This window comes from Pectobacterium sp. CFBP8739 (genome assembly GCF_013449375.1).
GTDB lineage: Bacteria > Pseudomonadota > Gammaproteobacteria > Enterobacterales > Enterobacteriaceae > Pectobacterium.
Genome location: NZ_JACDRR010000015.1, coordinates 1 through 16,971, shown reverse-complemented (window position 1 = coordinate 16,971; position 16,971 = coordinate 1). Strand labels below are relative to the sequence as shown.

Sequence of the window (16,971 nt, the reverse complement as noted above, 5' to 3'; positions counted from 1 at the left end):
CAACGTGTTTTACACTAATAAGAGTAATAAAGTGACGGCATACTGTACTACGCCGGTTTTTTCACTGTCGACGCCGCATGTTGCAGGTATGCTCATGTGGGCGGTTTATTCAGGTACTGATGTGATCAGCAGTCTAGAAAAAGAAGAGGTTCGTTATGTCTGACGACATGATTCATCACGGCTCGTCAGCGACGGGTAAACATGAAAATTTGCGCTCAATGCAGGAGGTTGCCATGAATGACCGTAATGCCAGCGAAATGCTTCGTACCTACAATATTGCCTGGTGGGGCAATAATTACTATGACGTCAACGAACTTGGCCACATTAGCGTGTGCCCGGATCCTGACGTACCAGAAGCTCGCGTCGATCTGGCCAGATTGGTCAAAGATATGCAGAAAGACCATCATCAACGTCTGCCTGCGCTGTTCTGCTTCCCGCAAATTCTTCAACATCGTCTGCGTTCTATTAATGCGGCGTTTAAACAAGCTCGTGAATCGTTTGGCTATGAAGGTGGCTATTTTCTGGTTTACCCCATCAAGGTTAACCAGCATCGTCGTGTGATTGAGTCACTGGCGAATTCCGGTGAACCGTTGGGTCTAGAGGCCGGTTCAAAAGCGGAGTTGATGGCCGTTCTGGGTCATGCCGGCATGACGCGCACGGTGATTGTGTGTAACGGCTATAAAGACCGTGAATACATCCGTCTGGCACTGATCGGCGAAAAGCTGGGCCACAAGGTGTATCTGGTCATCGAGAAGATGTCTGAAATCCGTCTGGTGCTGGAAGAAGCCGAGCGCTTGAATGTGGTGCCGCGCCTTGGCGTCCGCGCGCGTCTGGCTTCTCAGGGATCGGGAAAGTGGCAATCCAGCGGTGGCGAGAAATCCAAGTTTGGCTTGGCGGCGATTCAGGTGCTGCAACTGGTTGAGATGCTGCGTGAAGCGGGGCGGTTGGATAGCCTGCAACTGCTGCATTTCCATTTGGGTTCGCAACTGGCAAATATCCGTGATATTGCGACGGGCGTGCGTGAATCCGCGCGTTTTTATGTTGAATTGCATAAGCTGGGTGTGAATATCCAGTGTTTTGACGTCGGTGGCGGTTTGGGTGTGGACTATGAAGGCACGCGCTCTCAGTCCGATTGTTCAGTGAACTATGGCCTGAACGAGTACGCCAACAACGTGATTTGGGGTATCGGCGATGCTTGTAACGAACACGGATTACCCCACCCGACGGTGATCACCGAATCCGGCCGTGCGGTAACCGCGCACCATACCGTGTTGGTTTCCAATATCATCGGGGTGGAACGCAACGAGTTCAGTGAACCAACCGAACCGGAAGAAGATGCGCCGCGCGCGCTGGAGAGCCTGTGGTCGACCTGGAAGGAAATCAAGCAGCCAGGAAAACGCCGTTCGCTGCGTGAGTGGTTGCACGACAGCCAGATGGATTTGCACGATGTACATACCCAGTACACGCACGGCATGCTGGATCTGACACAGCGTGCCAAAGCGGAGCAGCTTTATCTGAGCATCTGCCAGATGATTCAGGAGCAGTTGGATCCGAGCAACCGCGCGCACCGGCCAGTGATTGATGAATTACAGGAACGCATGGCTGACAAGCTGTATGTCAACTTCTCGCTGTTCCAGTCCATGCCGGACGCATGGGGTATCGATCAGCTGTTCCCTGTACTGCCGCTGGAAGGGCTGGATAAACCGCCTGAGCGTCGTGCTGTGCTGCTGGACATCACCTGTGATTCTGATGGCACGATCGATCATTATGTCGATGGCGATGGTATTGCGACTACGATGCCAATGCCGCCTTACGATCCAGAAAACCCTCCGCTGCTGGGCTTCTTTATGGTTGGCGCCTATCAGGAAATTCTGGGGAACATGCATAACCTATTTGGTGATACATCGACCGTTGACGTATTTGTCTTCCAGGACGGAACCGTTGAGATTGAAGAATCTGACGAAGGGAATACAGTTGCTGACATGCTGGAATATGTGCAGCTTGACCCTGAAGTGCTGATGACTCGTTTCCGTGATCAGGTGAAAGAAACCGATCTGGATGCTGAACTTCAGGCGCAGTTCTTGGAAGAGTTTGAAAGCGGGCTGTATGGCTATACTTATTTGGAAGATGAAGAGTAAGTGTGACTGACGAAGTAAAAGGGGATGCGAGCGCGCATCCCCTTTTTTTCGACTATCGTTTAGATAGTCGAATGACTCATATTGATATCGGTTGCTGGTTTGGGAAGGGAATCAAATTCTTCAATGACTCTGTCTTTGAAGATAATCTTAGCAATTAGCAGTAAAGAGTTTTTATCCTGAACACCATATTTATTCAGTAATCGTGATTTGCTGTTCAGTACTGATTTCTTATTTAATCCGATGATATCGGCAATCGCTTCCGCCGTGTAGCCCGCACACCAATGTTGGAATACGGCATATTCAGACTTTGACAACCTGACGGGACTGAATAAACGGCGATCGTGAAGGTGGACAAAATCGAGTAATTTATAAAAAGAATCGATGGCAGCTGACTTTGAAATAAGAATCGTTTTTTCGTCAATACACACAGGAGGGTGATTGGGGGAATTATTGATGATAATGAATGAGGACGCCATATTATAAAAGTGAGTTCTTATCGACTCATAGTATTCCTCAAAGCCTTCGCTGCTACCGTCAATGATGAAAATACATTTTTTCTTGCCTTGCTGCAGCGTAAACCGGTTGACGGGTTTTATCGAGAGCATAGGGATACTGGATAGGATTTCCCGTAATCCTACCGTGGTAAAATTGCATTTACTGAAAATTCTCACATCCATGATTTTTAACACATATGAGTTTATTGTTTGAAGGTGGCCACAAACCAATAATTGCTGCTGATGTTATCCAGTTATTAAGAAATTGCGATCCTGAAATGCCGTTAAATCGCTAAAAGGTGGAGCCTCTAGAGAAATCTGCGGAAGAGACAACAGGGTTTATCATATATCTATATGATCGAACTGGAAAAAATTTTATTGGTTTAACATAGTATGCTTGATTTACTGGTTTATTTCTATCTTTAAATACAGGGAGTTACCCCAATATTCCTGCTGATTGAGACGTAGGTCTCTGTTTAATCGTAGTTGCCTGTTTGTCGGTATGCCGCATTCGTGGATTACTGCTTTCCCGCATCTGGAAATCCACTGAGTGCCGTTTCTTAAAAAGAGAACGAGAAATTAACTCGATTGAAAATAACTATCTATTTATTATCGATTAATTCTTAAATCCTATCATTGTAACGATGGCAAGATTAAAGATGGCAGTTGCATGACAGCTTACAGCGAATACGACGGGGATGATAGTGGTCGGATGACTTGCGGGCAATTGAGATTTTTTCAATTGCCCGCGGTGTGCCTGCTTTGTGAGTTATCAGAACGCGGGGTTACTTCTCGGCAGCAATCCGTTCACGGATGTGTTTGGCACGCCCTTCTGATGAAGGATGGGAATCGAACATGCTACTCTCACGACCGGCATCCAGTTTGGCCAGTTTTTCAAAGCTGCTTGCCAGACCTTCCAGTTTGACGCCGCGTTTCTTCAGCAAATCAAAGGAGTAATCATCGGCCTGTGTTTCCTGCGTTTGAGAGAACTGGGAATTCACCAGTTTTTCGCCCAGATCGGCGAGTTGAGACTGTGACAGGGATGCCGCTACGCCGCCCGCAGAGCCAATAGCAGTACGTGCAGCCGTCGCTGCATAGGCAACCTGCATGGCTTTACGCGTGTGGCCCAGCGCAACGTGGCCAATTTCGTGACCGAGAACGCCTTCCACTTCGTTGTCATTCATCATATCCATCAGGCCACTGTAGACGCGGATGCAACCGTTAGCCATTGCCCAGGCGTTCACATCTTTTGTCAGATAAACCTTATAGTTGGCTGGTGTACCGTTGATGTCATGACCCAGCGCATTCGCAATTTTATTTAGGCGCTGCGTGTACTTGCTGTCGGCAGGGGCAATTTTTGCTTCTTTATCCATTTGCTCACAGGACTGATTGCTGAGTGATTTAACATCAGCATCGCTGAGCGTTGCCGCTTGGAACGCCTGTGCGCCAGATTGCATTAAGGTACTGGTGTTTAAGTTCTGGCAGCCGGTCAGCAGGGTTGCGACACACAGCGCCAGTACAGAAGAACGAATAGCCATAAAAATCATCTCCATACGATTAATGTTTATTTTTTAACACCCAAAAAGCGGTTATAAGGTACCCGAAAATGACATTGATAAATAGATCGGAAAATCTGATTTGTCTGCTTTCCGATATCGTCGTTGACAATGAATTTTTTTTGGGGGCGTACCAAAAAGACGCGGTTGATAAAGGCGAACCTGCTAGAAAACACGGTGTATAGTGCTGTAATCAACTGCCTAATTGGTAAAAGAACCGCCATTGATTCGTCTGCCGATAAATCCCTGTTTTTTGCTCACGGTTCCATGTGCATTCCCTCCGCTTTTCATGTACATTTGTAGTCATATTTATTTTGCCATTCTTGTTTAACTTATTGATTTTGTTGGTTTTACAGGAAGGGCAGTCGTTCAATCCGATCTGGAGTCAAGCATGTCCTCTCGTAAAGAACTTGCCAATGCTATCCGCGCGCTGAGCATGGATGGGGTGCAGAAAGCCAAATCCGGTCACCCGGGCGCACCGATGGGCATGGCCGATATCGCCGAAGTGCTGTGGCGCGATTACCTCAACCATAATCCGGCCAACCCCAACTGGGCCAACCGTGACCGCTTTGTGTTGTCCAACGGCCACGCATCCATGCTGATTTACAGCCTGCTGCATCTCTCCGGCTACGACCTGCCGATTGAAGAACTGAAGAACTTCCGCCAGCTGCACTCCAAAACCCCGGGCCACCCCGAATACGGCTACACCGCGGGCGTCGAAACCACCACCGGCCCGCTGGGTCAGGGGATTGCCAACGCGGTCGGCATGGCGATTGCCGAGCGCACGTTGGCGGCGCAGTTCAACCGTCCGGGTCACGAGATTGTCGACCATCACACCTATGCGTTCCTCGGTGACGGCTGCATGATGGAAGGGATTTCTCACGAAGTCTGCTCACTGGCCGGCACCATGAAGCTCGGCAAACTGACCGCGTTTTATGATGACAACGGCATCTCTATTGACGGTCATGTTGAAGGCTGGTTTACCGACGATACCGCCGCCCGCTTTGAAGCTTATGGTTGGCACGTGGTGCGCGGCGTAGATGGTCACGATGCGGACGCCATCAAACGCGCCATCGGCGAAGCGCAACGGGTAACCGACAAGCCGTCGCTGCTGATGTGCAAAACCGTGATTGGCTTCGGCTCACCGAACAAGGCCGGTACGCACGACTCCCACGGTGCGCCGCTGGGTGATGCCGAAGTCGCCGCCTCCCGCGAACAGCTGGGTTGGGCGCACGCACCGTTTGAGATCCCTGCTGATATCTATGCCGCCTGGGATGCCAAACCAGCCGGTCAGCGTAAGGAAGCAGCTTGGGATGAGGCGTTTGCCGCCTACGCCAGCGCCTACCCTGAGCTGGCTGCCGAGTTCAAACGCCGCACCGGCGGTGAGCTGCCGGCCAATTGGCAGGCGGACGCACAGAAATTTATCGACGATTTGCAGTCCAATCCGGCGAAAATCGCCAGCCGCAAAGCCTCACAGAACGCGCTGGAAGCCTACGGCAAACTGCTGCCGGAATTCTTGGGTGGCTCTGCCGACTTGGCACCGAGCAACCTGACCATCTGGTCCGGTTCTGTTTCGCTGGACAAAGACCACGCGGGCAACTACATCCACTACGGCGTGCGCGAATTCGGCATGACGGCGATTGCCAACGGGATTGCGCTGCACGGCGGCTTTGTGCCGTACACCGCAACCTTCCTGATGTTTGTGGAATACGCGCGTAACGCTGTACGTATGGCCGCGCTGATGAAAATCCGCAGCATCTACGTTTACACCCACGACTCCATCGGTCTGGGCGAAGACGGCCCGACGCACCAGCCGGTTGAACAGCTGGCCAGCCTGCGCGTGACGCCGAACATGAGCAACTGGCGTCCGGCAGACCAGGTGGAAACGGCGGTGGCGTGGAAATACGCGATTGAGCGTCAGGACGGCCCTACGTCGCTGATCCTGTCTCGTCAGAACCTGGCACAGCAGTCACGTACCGCTGAGCAATTGGCGAACGTGGCGAAAGGCGGCTATGTGCTGAAAGACAGCGACGGCCAGCCTGAGCTGATCCTGATTGCCACCGGTTCAGAAGTTGAATTGGCTGTCGGCGCGTATGACAAACTGACTGCCGCAGGCCGCAAGGTGCGCGTGGTGTCAATGCCGTCTACGGATGCGTTCGACAAGCAGGATGCGGCCTACCGTGAAGCGGTGCTGCCGAAAGCCGTATCGGCACGCGTGGCGATTGAAGCGGGTATCGCGGACTACTGGTTCAAGTATGTTGGCCTGAATGGCGCGATTGTCGGCATGACGAGCTTCGGCGAATCGGCGCCGGCTGAGCAACTGTTTGAAACCTTCGGTTTCACCGTCGATAACGTGGTGGAAAAGGCGCAGGCGCTGCTGAAGTAATCGCGCTGCGTTAACCCCGATATGAGAAGCCGTCAGCTAATACTGGCGGCTTTTTTTCATCCTGAATTTAACTTCTCTCTCGATGCGTTTTGTCTGTCTCTCAGATACGGTTTTTTCATTTTTATGACTCAGGTCACTCTTCTTGCGTGTGCTGGACGAGAATATTTCTTTTATGTGTTAATTCGTTTATTCTAGCTGAAGCGTTTCAGTTGTTGTGCTGACGGCGTTTCATCAGGGGTTCTCTGGTGTCTAAGAAGGGTATATCCTATGTGCTGGGTAAGCCTGCCATGACACAAGGAACCACAAAGAACGCCATGACGATCCGTATTGCGATAAACGGTTTTGGCCGCATCGGCCGCAGTGTTTTACGTGCATTGTATGAATCAGGCCGTCGAGCTGAGATTGCCGTTGTGGCGATTAACGAGCTGGCAAGCGCGGAAGGCATGGCGCATTTGCTCAAGTATGATTCCAGCCACGGCCGTTTTTCGTGGGATGTGCGTCAGGAGTGCGATCAGCTTTATATTGGTGATGACTGTATTCGCCTGTTGCATCAGGTAGAAATTCAGCAGTTGCCCTGGCGAGAACTCGGTGTCGGTATCGTGCTGGATTGCAGCGGTGTCTACGGCAGCCGAGAAGATGGGGAAGCCCATCTGGCGGCAGGCGCAAAGAAAGTGCTGTTTTCTCATCCGGGAACGACGGATCTGGATGCGACGGTAGTGTTTGGTGTCAATCACCATCAGTTGGAAAGTGGGCATCGTATTGTTTCCAATGCGTCTTGTACGACTAACTGCATTATCCCAGTGATCAAACTGCTGGATGATGCCTTCGGTATCGAAAATGGTACGGTGACGACGATTCACTCATCCATGAACGATCAGCCGGTGATCGATGCTTATCATCACGACCTGCGGCGTACACGCGCCGCCAGCCAGTCGATCATTCCGGTAGATACCAAACTGTCGGCGGGGATCACCCGTATTTTTCCACAGTTTGTCGATCGTTTTGAGGCGATCTCGGTGCGGGTGCCGACGATTAACGTCACGGCAATTGACCTGAGCGTTAGCGTCAGGAAAGCCGTAAACGTGAATGAAATTAATGCACTATTGCAAAAATCAGCGCACGAGTCGTTTCGTGGTATAGTTGATTATACGGAATTGCCATTAGTGTCAGCTGATTTTAACCACGATCCGCACAGTGCCATTGTTGACGGCACGCAGACACGGGTCAGTGGTCAGCATCTGATTAAAACATTGGTCTGGTGCGATAACGAATGGGGCTTTGCCAACCGGATGTTGGATACAACACGAGCGATGGCAGCCTGCGGTTTCTAGTACGACGGTGGCGATCAGGAGTCGCTATCTCGCTCAAGCAACTTTAAAAGAGAATCAACAAGAGGATTCACCATGTCTGTAATTAAGATGACCGATCTGGATCTGGCTGGTAAACGTGTTCTTATTCGTGCGGATCTGAACGTACCAGTAAAAGAAGGGAAAGTGACGTCTGATGCGCGCATCCGTGCCTCTCTGCCGACCATCGAAATTGCGCTGAAACAAGGCGCTCGCGTTATGGTCACCTCCCACCTGGGACGTCCGACCGAAGGCGAGTACAACGAAGAATTTTCTCTGCTGCCTGTTGTTGACTACCTGAAAGAAAAACTTTCTTCGCCTGTGCGTCTAGCGAAAGATTATCTGGATGGTGTTGATGTCGCCGAAGGCGAGCTGGTTGTACTGGAAAACGTCCGCTTTAACAAAGGCGAAAAGAAAGACGACGAAGTTCTGTCCAAGAAATATGCGGCGCTGTGCGATGTGTTCGTCATGGACGCATTCGGTACTGCGCACCGCGCGCAGGCTTCCACTCACGGCGTGGGTAAATTTGCGCCTATCGCTTGTGCAGGCCCACTGTTGTCTGATGAGCTGGAAGCGCTGGGCAAAGCATTGAGCGAACCAGCACGTCCGATGGTCGCTATTGTGGGTGGTTCTAAAGTCTCCACCAAACTGACCGTACTGGATTCCTTGTCTAAAATCGCCGATCAGCTGATCGTCGGTGGTGGTATCGCTAACACCTTCGTGGCAGCACAAGGCCACAACGTGGGTAAATCTCTGTACGAAGCCGACCTGATTCCTGAAGCGAAAAAGCTGCTGGAAACCTGTGATATTCCTGTACCGAGCGATGTACGTGTTGCGTCAGAATTCTCTGAAACTGCGGCCGCAACGCTGAAGTCAGTTACGGCAATCAAAGACGAAGAGCAGATTCTGGATCTGGGCGATGTTTCCGCTGAGCGTCTGGCTGAAATTCTGAAGAATGCCAAGACCATTCTGTGGAATGGCCCAGTTGGCGTCTTCGAATTCCCGAACTTCCGCAAAGGAACCGAGACCATTGCTCGTGCGATCGCAGATAGCGAAGCATTCTCTATCGCAGGCGGCGGCGATACGCTGGCTGCGATCGATCTGTTTGGTATTGCTGACAAAATCTCCTACATTTCTACCGGTGGTGGTGCATTCCTGGAATTCGTTGAAGGGAAAAAACTGCCAGCAGTGGTTATGTTGGAAGAACGCGCCAAGCAATAATTTAAGGTAAGGGGCGCTTTTCCTCTTTCCTGTGGTTGTCTCGATATGTGATGTTCGCAATATCGTGTCGAGACAATCTTGTCGATTTAACATCGATTTCTCTAACCCCTCCACGGCCAACGAAACGGGACACGTAACATGTCTAAAATTTTTGATTTCGTAAAACCCGGTGTCATCACTGGTGATGACGTTCAGAAAGTTTTCGCAGTAGCAAAAGAAAACCAATTCGCTTTGCCAGCAGTGAACTGTGTCGGTACCGACTCAATCAATGCTGTGCTGGAAGCCGCAGCCAAAGTACGCGCGCCGGTCATTGTTCAGTTCTCTAACGGCGGTGCAGCATTCATCGCGGGTAAAGGTCTGAAGGCAGAAGGTCAGCAGGCGGCAATTTTGGGTGCGATTTCTGGCGCTCATCATGTTCACCAAATGGCTGAGCATTATGGTGTTCCGGTCATTCTGCACACTGACCACTGTGCCAAGAAACTGCTGCCGTGGATCGATGGCCTGCTGGATGCGGGTGAAAAACACTTCGCGGCTACCGGCAAACCTCTGTTCTCTTCTCACATGATTGATCTGTCTGAAGAGTCTCTGGAAGAGAACATCGAGATCTGTTCTAAGTATCTGGCACGTATGGCCAAAATCGATATGACCCTGGAAATCGAACTGGGTTGTACTGGTGGTGAAGAAGACGGTGTGGATAACAGCCACATGGACGCTTCTGCTCTGTACACCCAGCCAGAAGACGTTGACTACGCGTACACCAAACTGAACGCGATCAGCCCACGTTTCACCATCGCTGCCTCTTTCGGTAACGTGCATGGCGTCTACAAGCCAGGTAACGTGAAGCTGACCCCAACCATCCTGCGTGATTCTCAGGAATATGTTTCCAAGAAACATAACCTGCCGCACAACAGCCTGGACTTCGTGTTCCACGGTGGTTCTGGTTCCAGCGCTCAGGAAATCAAAGATTCCGTTAGCTACGGCGTAGTGAAAATGAACATCGATACCGACACCCAGTGGGCAACGTGGGAAGGTATCCTGAAATACTACAAAGAAAACGAAGCGTATCTGCAAGGCCAATTGGGTAACCCGAAAGGCGAAGATCAGCCGAACAAGAAATACTATGACCCGCGTGTGTGGCTGCGTTCCGCTCAGGCGAGCATGGTGACGCGTCTGGAACAAGCCTTCAAAGAGCTGAACGCTGTTGATGTGCTGTAAGACAGACGACGCAAATATGATTTGATGCTAAGGCTCCTACGGGAGCCTTAATTTTTGGTGGTAATGTTGCGCTTTAGGTGATGGACGTTATGCTTTTCCAGTGATTAAAAAAACAGGAGCCTTCAAATGGAAGAACTTAATACGAGCTTGGATCAGGCAGGGGACTGGTTGGTGACACACCAGAGCCTGTTTTTGCAGTATGCCGTGAATATCGTCGCCGCATTAGTGATCCTCATCGTTGGTCTGGTGATCGCTCGGATCGTTTCCGGCACCATCAATAAGCTGATGATTAACCGCTCTATCGATTCAACCGTGGCAGATTTCCTGTCTGCGCTGGTGCGTTATGGCATTATCGCGTTCACGCTGATTGCGGTATTGAGTCGGGTTGGCGTACAGACGGCATCAGTCATTGCCGTACTAGGTGCAGCAGGCTTGGCAGTCGGTCTGGCATTGCAAGGGTCATTAGCCAACTTTGCTGCGGGCGTCTTGCTGGTCATCTTCCGGCCGTTCCGTGCTGGTGAATGGGTGGACTTAGGCGGCGTGTCCGGTTCGGTCACTCAGGTACAGATCTTCTCGACGACGCTGCGTACCGCTGACGGCAAAATTATCGTGGTGCCGAATGGCAAAATCATTGCTGGCAACATCATCAACAGTTCACGTGAACCGAATCGTCGTACCGAAATTATTGTCGGCGTAGCCTATGATGCCGACATCGACGTGGTGAAAAAGCTGCTGGGCGATATTGTCGCCGCGGATGAACGTATCCAACATGACAAAGGTGTCACGATTCGCCTGAATGAAATGGCGGCGTCATCGCTGAATTTTGTCGTGAGAGTTTGGACGACGAATGGTGATGCAATGGAAGTTAATTGGGATCTGCTGGAAAGCTTTAAACGCGTGCTGGATGAGCACCATATCGGTATTCCTTACCCGCAGATGGATGTACACCTTCATAACGTACCCTCTGTAGGCGTACAACCCGTAGCGAAACAGCCAGAATAAACTCGCTGACATACGCACCCAAATAGGCACCATGCCCTGACATGAGCATGGTGCCTCATCAGGCATCGTCTTCTCATTCAACCTCGCTTTACCTACTGTCAGCACATTAGCTTAGCTAATGTAGTGTTAGAATATTCAATTTCACTTATTTAATCGGCTTCCATAAACTCCTCCGCGATAACAACAAACGGGGGAGGAGAGAAGTATGTGGGCGGTGTATTTACAGGGCGTTCTGTTAGGGGCAGCGATGATTTTGCCTTTGGGGCCGCAGAATGCGTTTGTGATGAATCAGGGGATTCGCCAGCAATATCACCTGATGGTGGCGCTGTTATGTGCTTTGAGCGATATGGTGTTGATTACCGCAGGCGTTTTTGGCGGCAGCGCATTGCTCAGCCAGTCTTCGCTATTGTTGGCGGCAGTGACCTGGGGCGGCGTTGCGTTCCTGCTCTGGTTTGGTTGGGGAGCGATGAAAACAGCTTTCAGCAAAAATATTACGCTCGCCAGCGCCGAGGTAATGAAACAAAGCCGCTGGCGCATTATTGCTACCATGCTGGCCGTGACCTGGCTTAATCCACATGTCTACCTGGATACGTTTGTGGTGCTGGGGAGTCTGGGGAGCCAGTTTGCAGGCGATGCCCGCAGATGGTTTGCGCTAGGGACGATGACCGCGTCTTTCACCTGGTTCTTTGCGCTGGCGCTATTGGCCGCCTGGCTGGCACCGTGGCTGAATACGCCACGAGTACAACGGGGGATCAACTTTTGTGTCGGCGTAGTGATGTGGGGCATTGCCTTGCAACTGGCGCGTCACGGCTGGCAATAATGGCTGGAAATAAATGACATCTCCTCACGCTAGGCTTCAGAAAGACATCTAGGTTTCAGAAATTCACCTATATTGTGTGGAGTTAGTAATGCGTTATGTTGGTCGGTGAAGCCGTCCGTCTTGTCTCTTTCATTTTGGAAGATACCGTGTTGGCACAGACAATCTGCCAGCGGCATACGTGACGAAACATAAGTAAGGAGAGAGTGTGAAGCGAGGTATGATGAAGCTAAATGCACTGGCGCTGGTCGCTGCGGTAGGATTGGGCGGTATATCGATGGCCGCTCAGGCTGCGGAACTGCCGGATGGCCCGCATATCGTGACGTCAGGGACATCTAGCGTAGATGCGACGCCGGATATCGCTCGTCTGGCGATTGAAGTCAGTGTGTCATCGAAGGATGCGGCGGAAGCGAAAAAGCAGGTCGATGCCCGTGTTGCACAATATTTTGATTTTCTAGGTAAAAATGGCATTGAGAAAAAGGATATTAATGCCGCCAATTTACGTACACAGCCAGAATATGACTATCTGAAAACGGGCGGTTCGGTGCTGAAAGGCTACCGTGCCGTGCGTCAAGTGGAAGTGACGCTGCGCCAGTTAGACAAACTGAATGAACTGCTGGATGGGGCGTTGAAATCGGGGCTGAATGAGATTCGCACGGTAGAATTAGGCGTTGCCAATCCAGAAGTCTATCGTGATGAAGCGCGTAAGAAAGCCATTGAGCAGGCGACGAGTCAGGCCGCCGCGCTGGCGCAGGGCTTTAACGCCAAGCTGGGGCCGATTTACAGCGTTCGTTACCACGTTGCCAACTATCAGCCGATGCCAATGGCGCGAATGTTTAAAACGGCAGATGCGGCGGTGCAAAGTGAAGCGGCGCAAACCTATGAACAGCAAACCATTCACTTTGACGATCAGGTGGATGTTGTCTTTGAGCTACAGCGTACACAGTAAGCACTGTTCTCACTCGTTAATAATACCCACAGGCCTGCTCAGACAGGCCTGTGGCATTTTACTGAAACATAAAGGCGTTATGACTGGCGCAGTACCTGATGGCCGTGCGCGAGCAGGGCGTCAGTGACTTTTCTCATCATCCGGCTTTCTGGCGCAAAGCGGTGCCAGTAGAGCATCCGCCGCTGAAACAACCCCGGCGTCAGGTCGACTAACTCGTTATCGGCCAGTTCTTTCTCGATTTGCAGATGCGGGATCATGCAGCAGGTCGTACCTTGTCGAGCCAGTTGTACAAAGGCTTCTGATGAATTCACGATGTGGCAGGGAACGCTGCCCGGTGATAAATCAAAGTTTTGCTGTAAAAAAGCCTGATGCATATCATCCAGATGGTCGAAGGCGACCGCAGGTGCGCGCAGCAGCGCCGAACGCGTCACGCCATTGGGAAAATAGCGGGCGGCAAAGGTCGGAGAGGCCACAAACAGATAATCCAGTGCGCCCAGTTTATCCACCAGACAGCTCGGCAGCGGCTGGGACTGAATACTCACCGCCCCTACCACTTCACCCCGGCGCAGCCTTTCCTGCGTGCGCGTTTCATCTTCTACCTGCAAGTTAAGGCGAATTGGTGAATCGACCAGAACTGGTTGTAATGCGGGCAGCAGCCAAGTTGCCAGACTGTCGGCGTTCACCGCCAGCGACAGCAGCAGCGGGATATCGCTATTGGTTTCATTGCCCAGCCACTCTTCTTCCAGCAGCTCAACCTGATGCAGCAGCGCCAGCAGCTTTTGCCCTTGTTCCGTCGGGCGGGGGGGAATGGTTCTGACCAAAAGCGGCTGGCCGAACAGGTTTTCCAATTGCTTGATACGTTGTGAAACGGCAGATTGAGTAATACACAATTTTTGGGCGGCGCGCTCAAAACCACGCTCGCGGATGACGGCATCCAGAGCCTGAAGCGTTCGATAGTCCGGGCGTTTCATGAAAGTCAAAATCCTCTGAATGAGCCTGTTTTTTTTCACTATGCCACATTTTGCTGATTTGCCATGCAGAAATCTTATTTTGCCAGTGCTTTTGTTGGACAAAGAGAACATGTTGTTTCTGACAAAACCAGCGCATGCATTTCTCTATATAAGCTGAAAAGGGCATTTAGCAAGAGACACTGACTTTGAGCTGGGTATATACAACATGAGGGCAGTGTTAAATCCACTCCGGTAGTTATGTGTTACCGGAGTGGAAGACTTATCGCCATTGATTACTGTCTATGACAGTAGTATTAACCCTATGTGTGAAGTAATAGGGTATATACGCATTAAGTTGACGCTTAAATAGAATGCATACGGCGTATTGTACTGTGAATGCTCAGATAATAGTGTTGTTTGAATCGCCAGAGATCTCAAAAAGACTGCAACTCATCTATCTTACCTTGCTGCCAGTGAGTTTCAGACTGACGTAATGCTTGACTGATATCCACCAAGCGGTCGGAAGAGAGCGTTTTCGGTAGCAAATCCAGTCCGACGGTCGAGATAATTTGGCCGTAGGTATTGCGCAGCTCCGCATAGGCCAAATCCTGGCGCAGGCTAGCATTCAGAGCATTCAGTTCTCCCTGAATCAACTGCAATTCGCCAATGCTGTTGGCTTTATAACGGTTGAGCAGTTGTTCAGCAATCTGGCTGTCGAGATCGCGCAATTCAGTGCTAGTTTTATACTGCCGTACCGCTTCATTGAAGTTGGCGCGGGCGATATACAATTGCGCCATAATCGCCAGTGACATCGCCTGACGTTGAACTTCTGATACTTTCTCATTGGCTTGAGCTGTTTTGTATGCCGTCGGCCCGGACAGCAGATTAAACAGGTTCCAGGTTACCTTCACACCGACATCAGCCCAGCTTTGGTTAGCGATGAACGAGTTGCTATCGTAGTGACCACCCGCGCTGATTTCCAGTCCTGGAAGCATGCGTAACAAGGATTTACGGGTTTCTGCTGTGCGAACGCGTACCTGATAATCCTGTTCCTTCAATTCTGGACGGCTGCGTAGCGCAGTTTGTTCCAGCGTATTGATATCGACGTTTAATTGCGGCACTTGCACGTCGTTACCGTTTGGTAGCGCCAGTATATATGGCTTATCCAGTGGCAGGTTCATCAATGTCGCCAGCTCAGTCTTCGCCAGCGATAATGCACGACGCTGTTCTTCCAACTGGCGCACGGCGTCGATCAACGCACGGCGATAACTGAGTGCTTCAACCGGATCGCCAACTTGCTGGGTACTCATGTGTTCACTGGCTTCGCGTGCCTGATTTACCCGGTCGATCAAACTATCGATCCGCCCTAGCAGACGCTCTGCCGCGACTGCCCGCCAGTACGCCGAACGCACGTCTTGAATAATAGTATGAACCACCTTGCGCTTGCGCTCATCGGCTATCCAGCGTTGATCTGCTTTTTGTTTGGCCGTGACATAACTGACGCCGAAGTCCAACACGTTCCATACCATCGTCAGGTCTGCTACATCTCGGTTACGATCCAGAGAGGTTGATGGTGCTAATGATTGTGCGCCAGTCGCAATATTGGTACTACTGGATGCGCTGGTATTACTGCGTCCGACATACCCTGCCGACATTGCGATCTGGGGCAGCATGTCATAACGCGCCAGATCCAGTTGTTGTTGTGATACCGCCTGTTCCATCACTTTCAGCCGAGCTTCCAGATTGTATTTTAGCGCTCTTGCCATCGCGTCATACAACGTAATTGGGGCTGTGACTGGCTCCTGGTCGCTGAACATGGCAACTTTATCCTGCTGGATACGTTGCTCGCTTTGTTCTTTCGAAAGGGGTTGACTGGTAACCGCACAACCACTCATCGCGATCACGATGAGGCTGAGACTGAAAAATTTCTGAAACTTTGCCACAATTCCACTCCTGAACGTTGTTGTTATTCTTCGGCTGCTATTGTCATTGCTGTTGCCACAAACACCTTGTCCCACGATCCCCTTTATCCTTGCAGCCTATCGTTATTGATCTGATCACGCTCAGCCTGCATACGATCGAATACTTCCAAATCGACTAATGCTTGTTCAATCGTGTCTAGGCGTTGTAATTCTCTATCTCCTATGTACTGCAATTGTCGTTCCAGCCCCGGTGAGAATTCCATCGCCACATTTTCCGATGGGGCAGTAGGCCGTGCCACACTTTCGGTATTGGTTGAGCTACTGCTGATGTCACGCCAACTTCCGCCAGAGAACACTTCCATTGATGAGAGAGAAGGCAAGTTTAGCCCCGAAAACATCCCAGCCAACGAAGAACTTCCCCCCAATGAACCACCGTTATTGAAGCTAGGGAACGATCCCAGAGAGCTTTCAAACCGACTGGCTCCGCCTAAGGCGGTACTCTGTCCAACGGCTCCAGCCATCTGACCGACTTGTACACGACTGGTTTGCTGAATATTCTGAGAGGCCTGAAAAATCGACGATGTTAGGGTTGTGTTATCGGGTGTTCCGCCGGTATTCAGGGATCCGAGTGATGTTGGAGCAAATAGTGCACCTAGCGTCACGGGGGCATTGGAGACGGCCGTAATGATTGGAGACTGTGTTGAAGTAGTGAATGTTGGCCCTGGGGTGCTGGATCTAAACTCTGGATCACCGTTATCCACATTGCTATTAGCCACAGTCAGGCTAAAGCTGGTACTGACTGAGGCATCGCCGTCATTGGCCGTGACCTTGATGCTCAGGTTGCCAACATCGCCATTGGCTGGTGTACCGGAGAAGGTGCCGGTGGCAGCATTAAAGCTGAGCCAGCTTGGCAGCGGTGAGCCATCTGCCAGCGTGGCACTGAGGGTCAGTGTGTCGCCATCCGGATCGATGAAG

General features: G+C 51.1%; 13 protein-coding genes. 8 read left to right on the top strand and 5 right to left on the bottom strand.

Annotated features, from left to right (window positions below; all coding sequences use genetic code 11):
* Window positions 1-155: 155 nt before the first annotated feature.
* The gene (gene speA / locus H0247_RS13220) at window positions 156-2,138 is read left to right on the top strand and encodes a biosynthetic arginine decarboxylase (protein WP_180742951.1); all 1,983 of its coding nucleotides are present in this window, start codon (window positions 156-158) and stop codon (window positions 2,136-2,138) included.
* A gap of 59 nt (window positions 2,139-2,197) precedes the next feature.
* Here the strand turns inward: speA and H0247_RS13215 are convergent, their stop codons facing one another.
* A complete protein-coding gene (locus H0247_RS13215; protein ID WP_180742979.1) occupies window positions 2,198-2,743 on the bottom strand; it encodes a LuxR C-terminal-related transcriptional regulator in 546 nt (181 codons plus the stop codon).
* 674 nt (window positions 2,744-3,417) lie between these two features.
* Complete coding sequence (locus H0247_RS13210; protein ID WP_180742950.1) at window positions 3,418-4,170, bottom strand: M48 family metallopeptidase; 753 nt, start codon at window positions 4,168-4,170, stop codon at window positions 3,418-3,420.
* A gap of 409 nt (window positions 4,171-4,579) precedes the next feature.
* On the opposite strand from H0247_RS13210, the gene tkt reads away from it, so the two are divergent.
* The 7 genes from tkt to H0247_RS13175 all read left to right on the top strand — a co-directional run bounded on the left by tkt (window position 4,580) and on the right by H0247_RS13175 (window position 13,124).
* Entirely contained in the window at window positions 4,580-6,574 is a 1,995-nt protein-coding gene (gene tkt, locus H0247_RS13205; protein WP_180742949.1) for a transketolase, read from the top strand.
* Window positions 6,575-6,888: 314 nt separating this feature from the next.
* Complete coding sequence (gene epd, locus H0247_RS13200; protein WP_180742978.1) at window positions 6,889-7,905, top strand: erythrose-4-phosphate dehydrogenase; 1,017 nt, start codon at window positions 6,889-6,891, stop codon at window positions 7,903-7,905.
* A 72-nt stretch (window positions 7,906-7,977) separates the two neighbouring features.
* On the top strand, window positions 7,978-9,141 hold the full coding sequence (gene pgk, locus H0247_RS13195) for a phosphoglycerate kinase (protein WP_180742948.1): 1,164 nt from the start codon (window positions 7,978-7,980) through the stop codon (window positions 9,139-9,141).
* 138 nt (window positions 9,142-9,279) lie between these two features.
* Window positions 9,280-10,356, top strand: a complete 1,077-nt coding sequence (gene fbaA, locus H0247_RS13190) for a class II fructose-bisphosphate aldolase (protein WP_039278117.1) — start codon at window positions 9,280-9,282, stop codon at window positions 10,354-10,356.
* 126 nt (window positions 10,357-10,482) lie between these two features.
* A complete protein-coding gene (gene mscS, locus H0247_RS13185) occupies window positions 10,483-11,358 on the top strand; it encodes a small-conductance mechanosensitive channel MscS (protein ID WP_180742947.1) in 876 nt (291 codons plus the stop codon).
* Window positions 11,359-11,563: 205 nt separating this feature from the next.
* Window positions 11,564-12,178: an arginine exporter ArgO gene (argO, locus tag H0247_RS13180; RefSeq protein WP_180742946.1), complete on the top strand. Its 615-nt coding sequence runs from the start codon at window positions 11,564-11,566 to the stop codon at window positions 12,176-12,178.
* 220 nt (window positions 12,179-12,398) lie between these two features.
* Window positions 12,399-13,124 carry an oxidative stress defense protein gene (locus H0247_RS13175; RefSeq protein WP_180742977.1) on the top strand — a complete coding sequence of 242 codons (726 nt, stop codon included), beginning with the start codon at window positions 12,399-12,401 and terminating at the stop codon, window positions 13,122-13,124.
* A 77-nt stretch (window positions 13,125-13,201) separates the two neighbouring features.
* Here the strand turns inward: H0247_RS13175 and H0247_RS13170 are convergent, their stop codons facing one another.
* The 3 genes from H0247_RS13170 to H0247_RS13160 all read right to left on the bottom strand — a co-directional run.
* Window positions 13,202-14,095, bottom strand: coding sequence for a LysR family transcriptional regulator ArgP (locus H0247_RS13170; RefSeq protein ID WP_180742945.1), 894 nt, complete (start codon window positions 14,093-14,095; stop codon window positions 13,202-13,204).
* Between the two features lie 413 nt (window positions 14,096-14,508).
* The gene (locus H0247_RS13165; RefSeq protein ID WP_219606748.1) at window positions 14,509-15,969 is read right to left on the bottom strand and encodes a TolC family protein; all 1,461 of its coding nucleotides are present in this window, start codon (window positions 15,967-15,969) and stop codon (window positions 14,509-14,511) included.
* A gap of 131 nt (window positions 15,970-16,100) precedes the next feature.
* Window positions 16,101-16,971, bottom strand: an 871-nt coding sequence (locus tag H0247_RS13160) for a putative Ig domain-containing protein (protein ID WP_180742943.1), incomplete at its 5' end; no start/stop codon positions are given.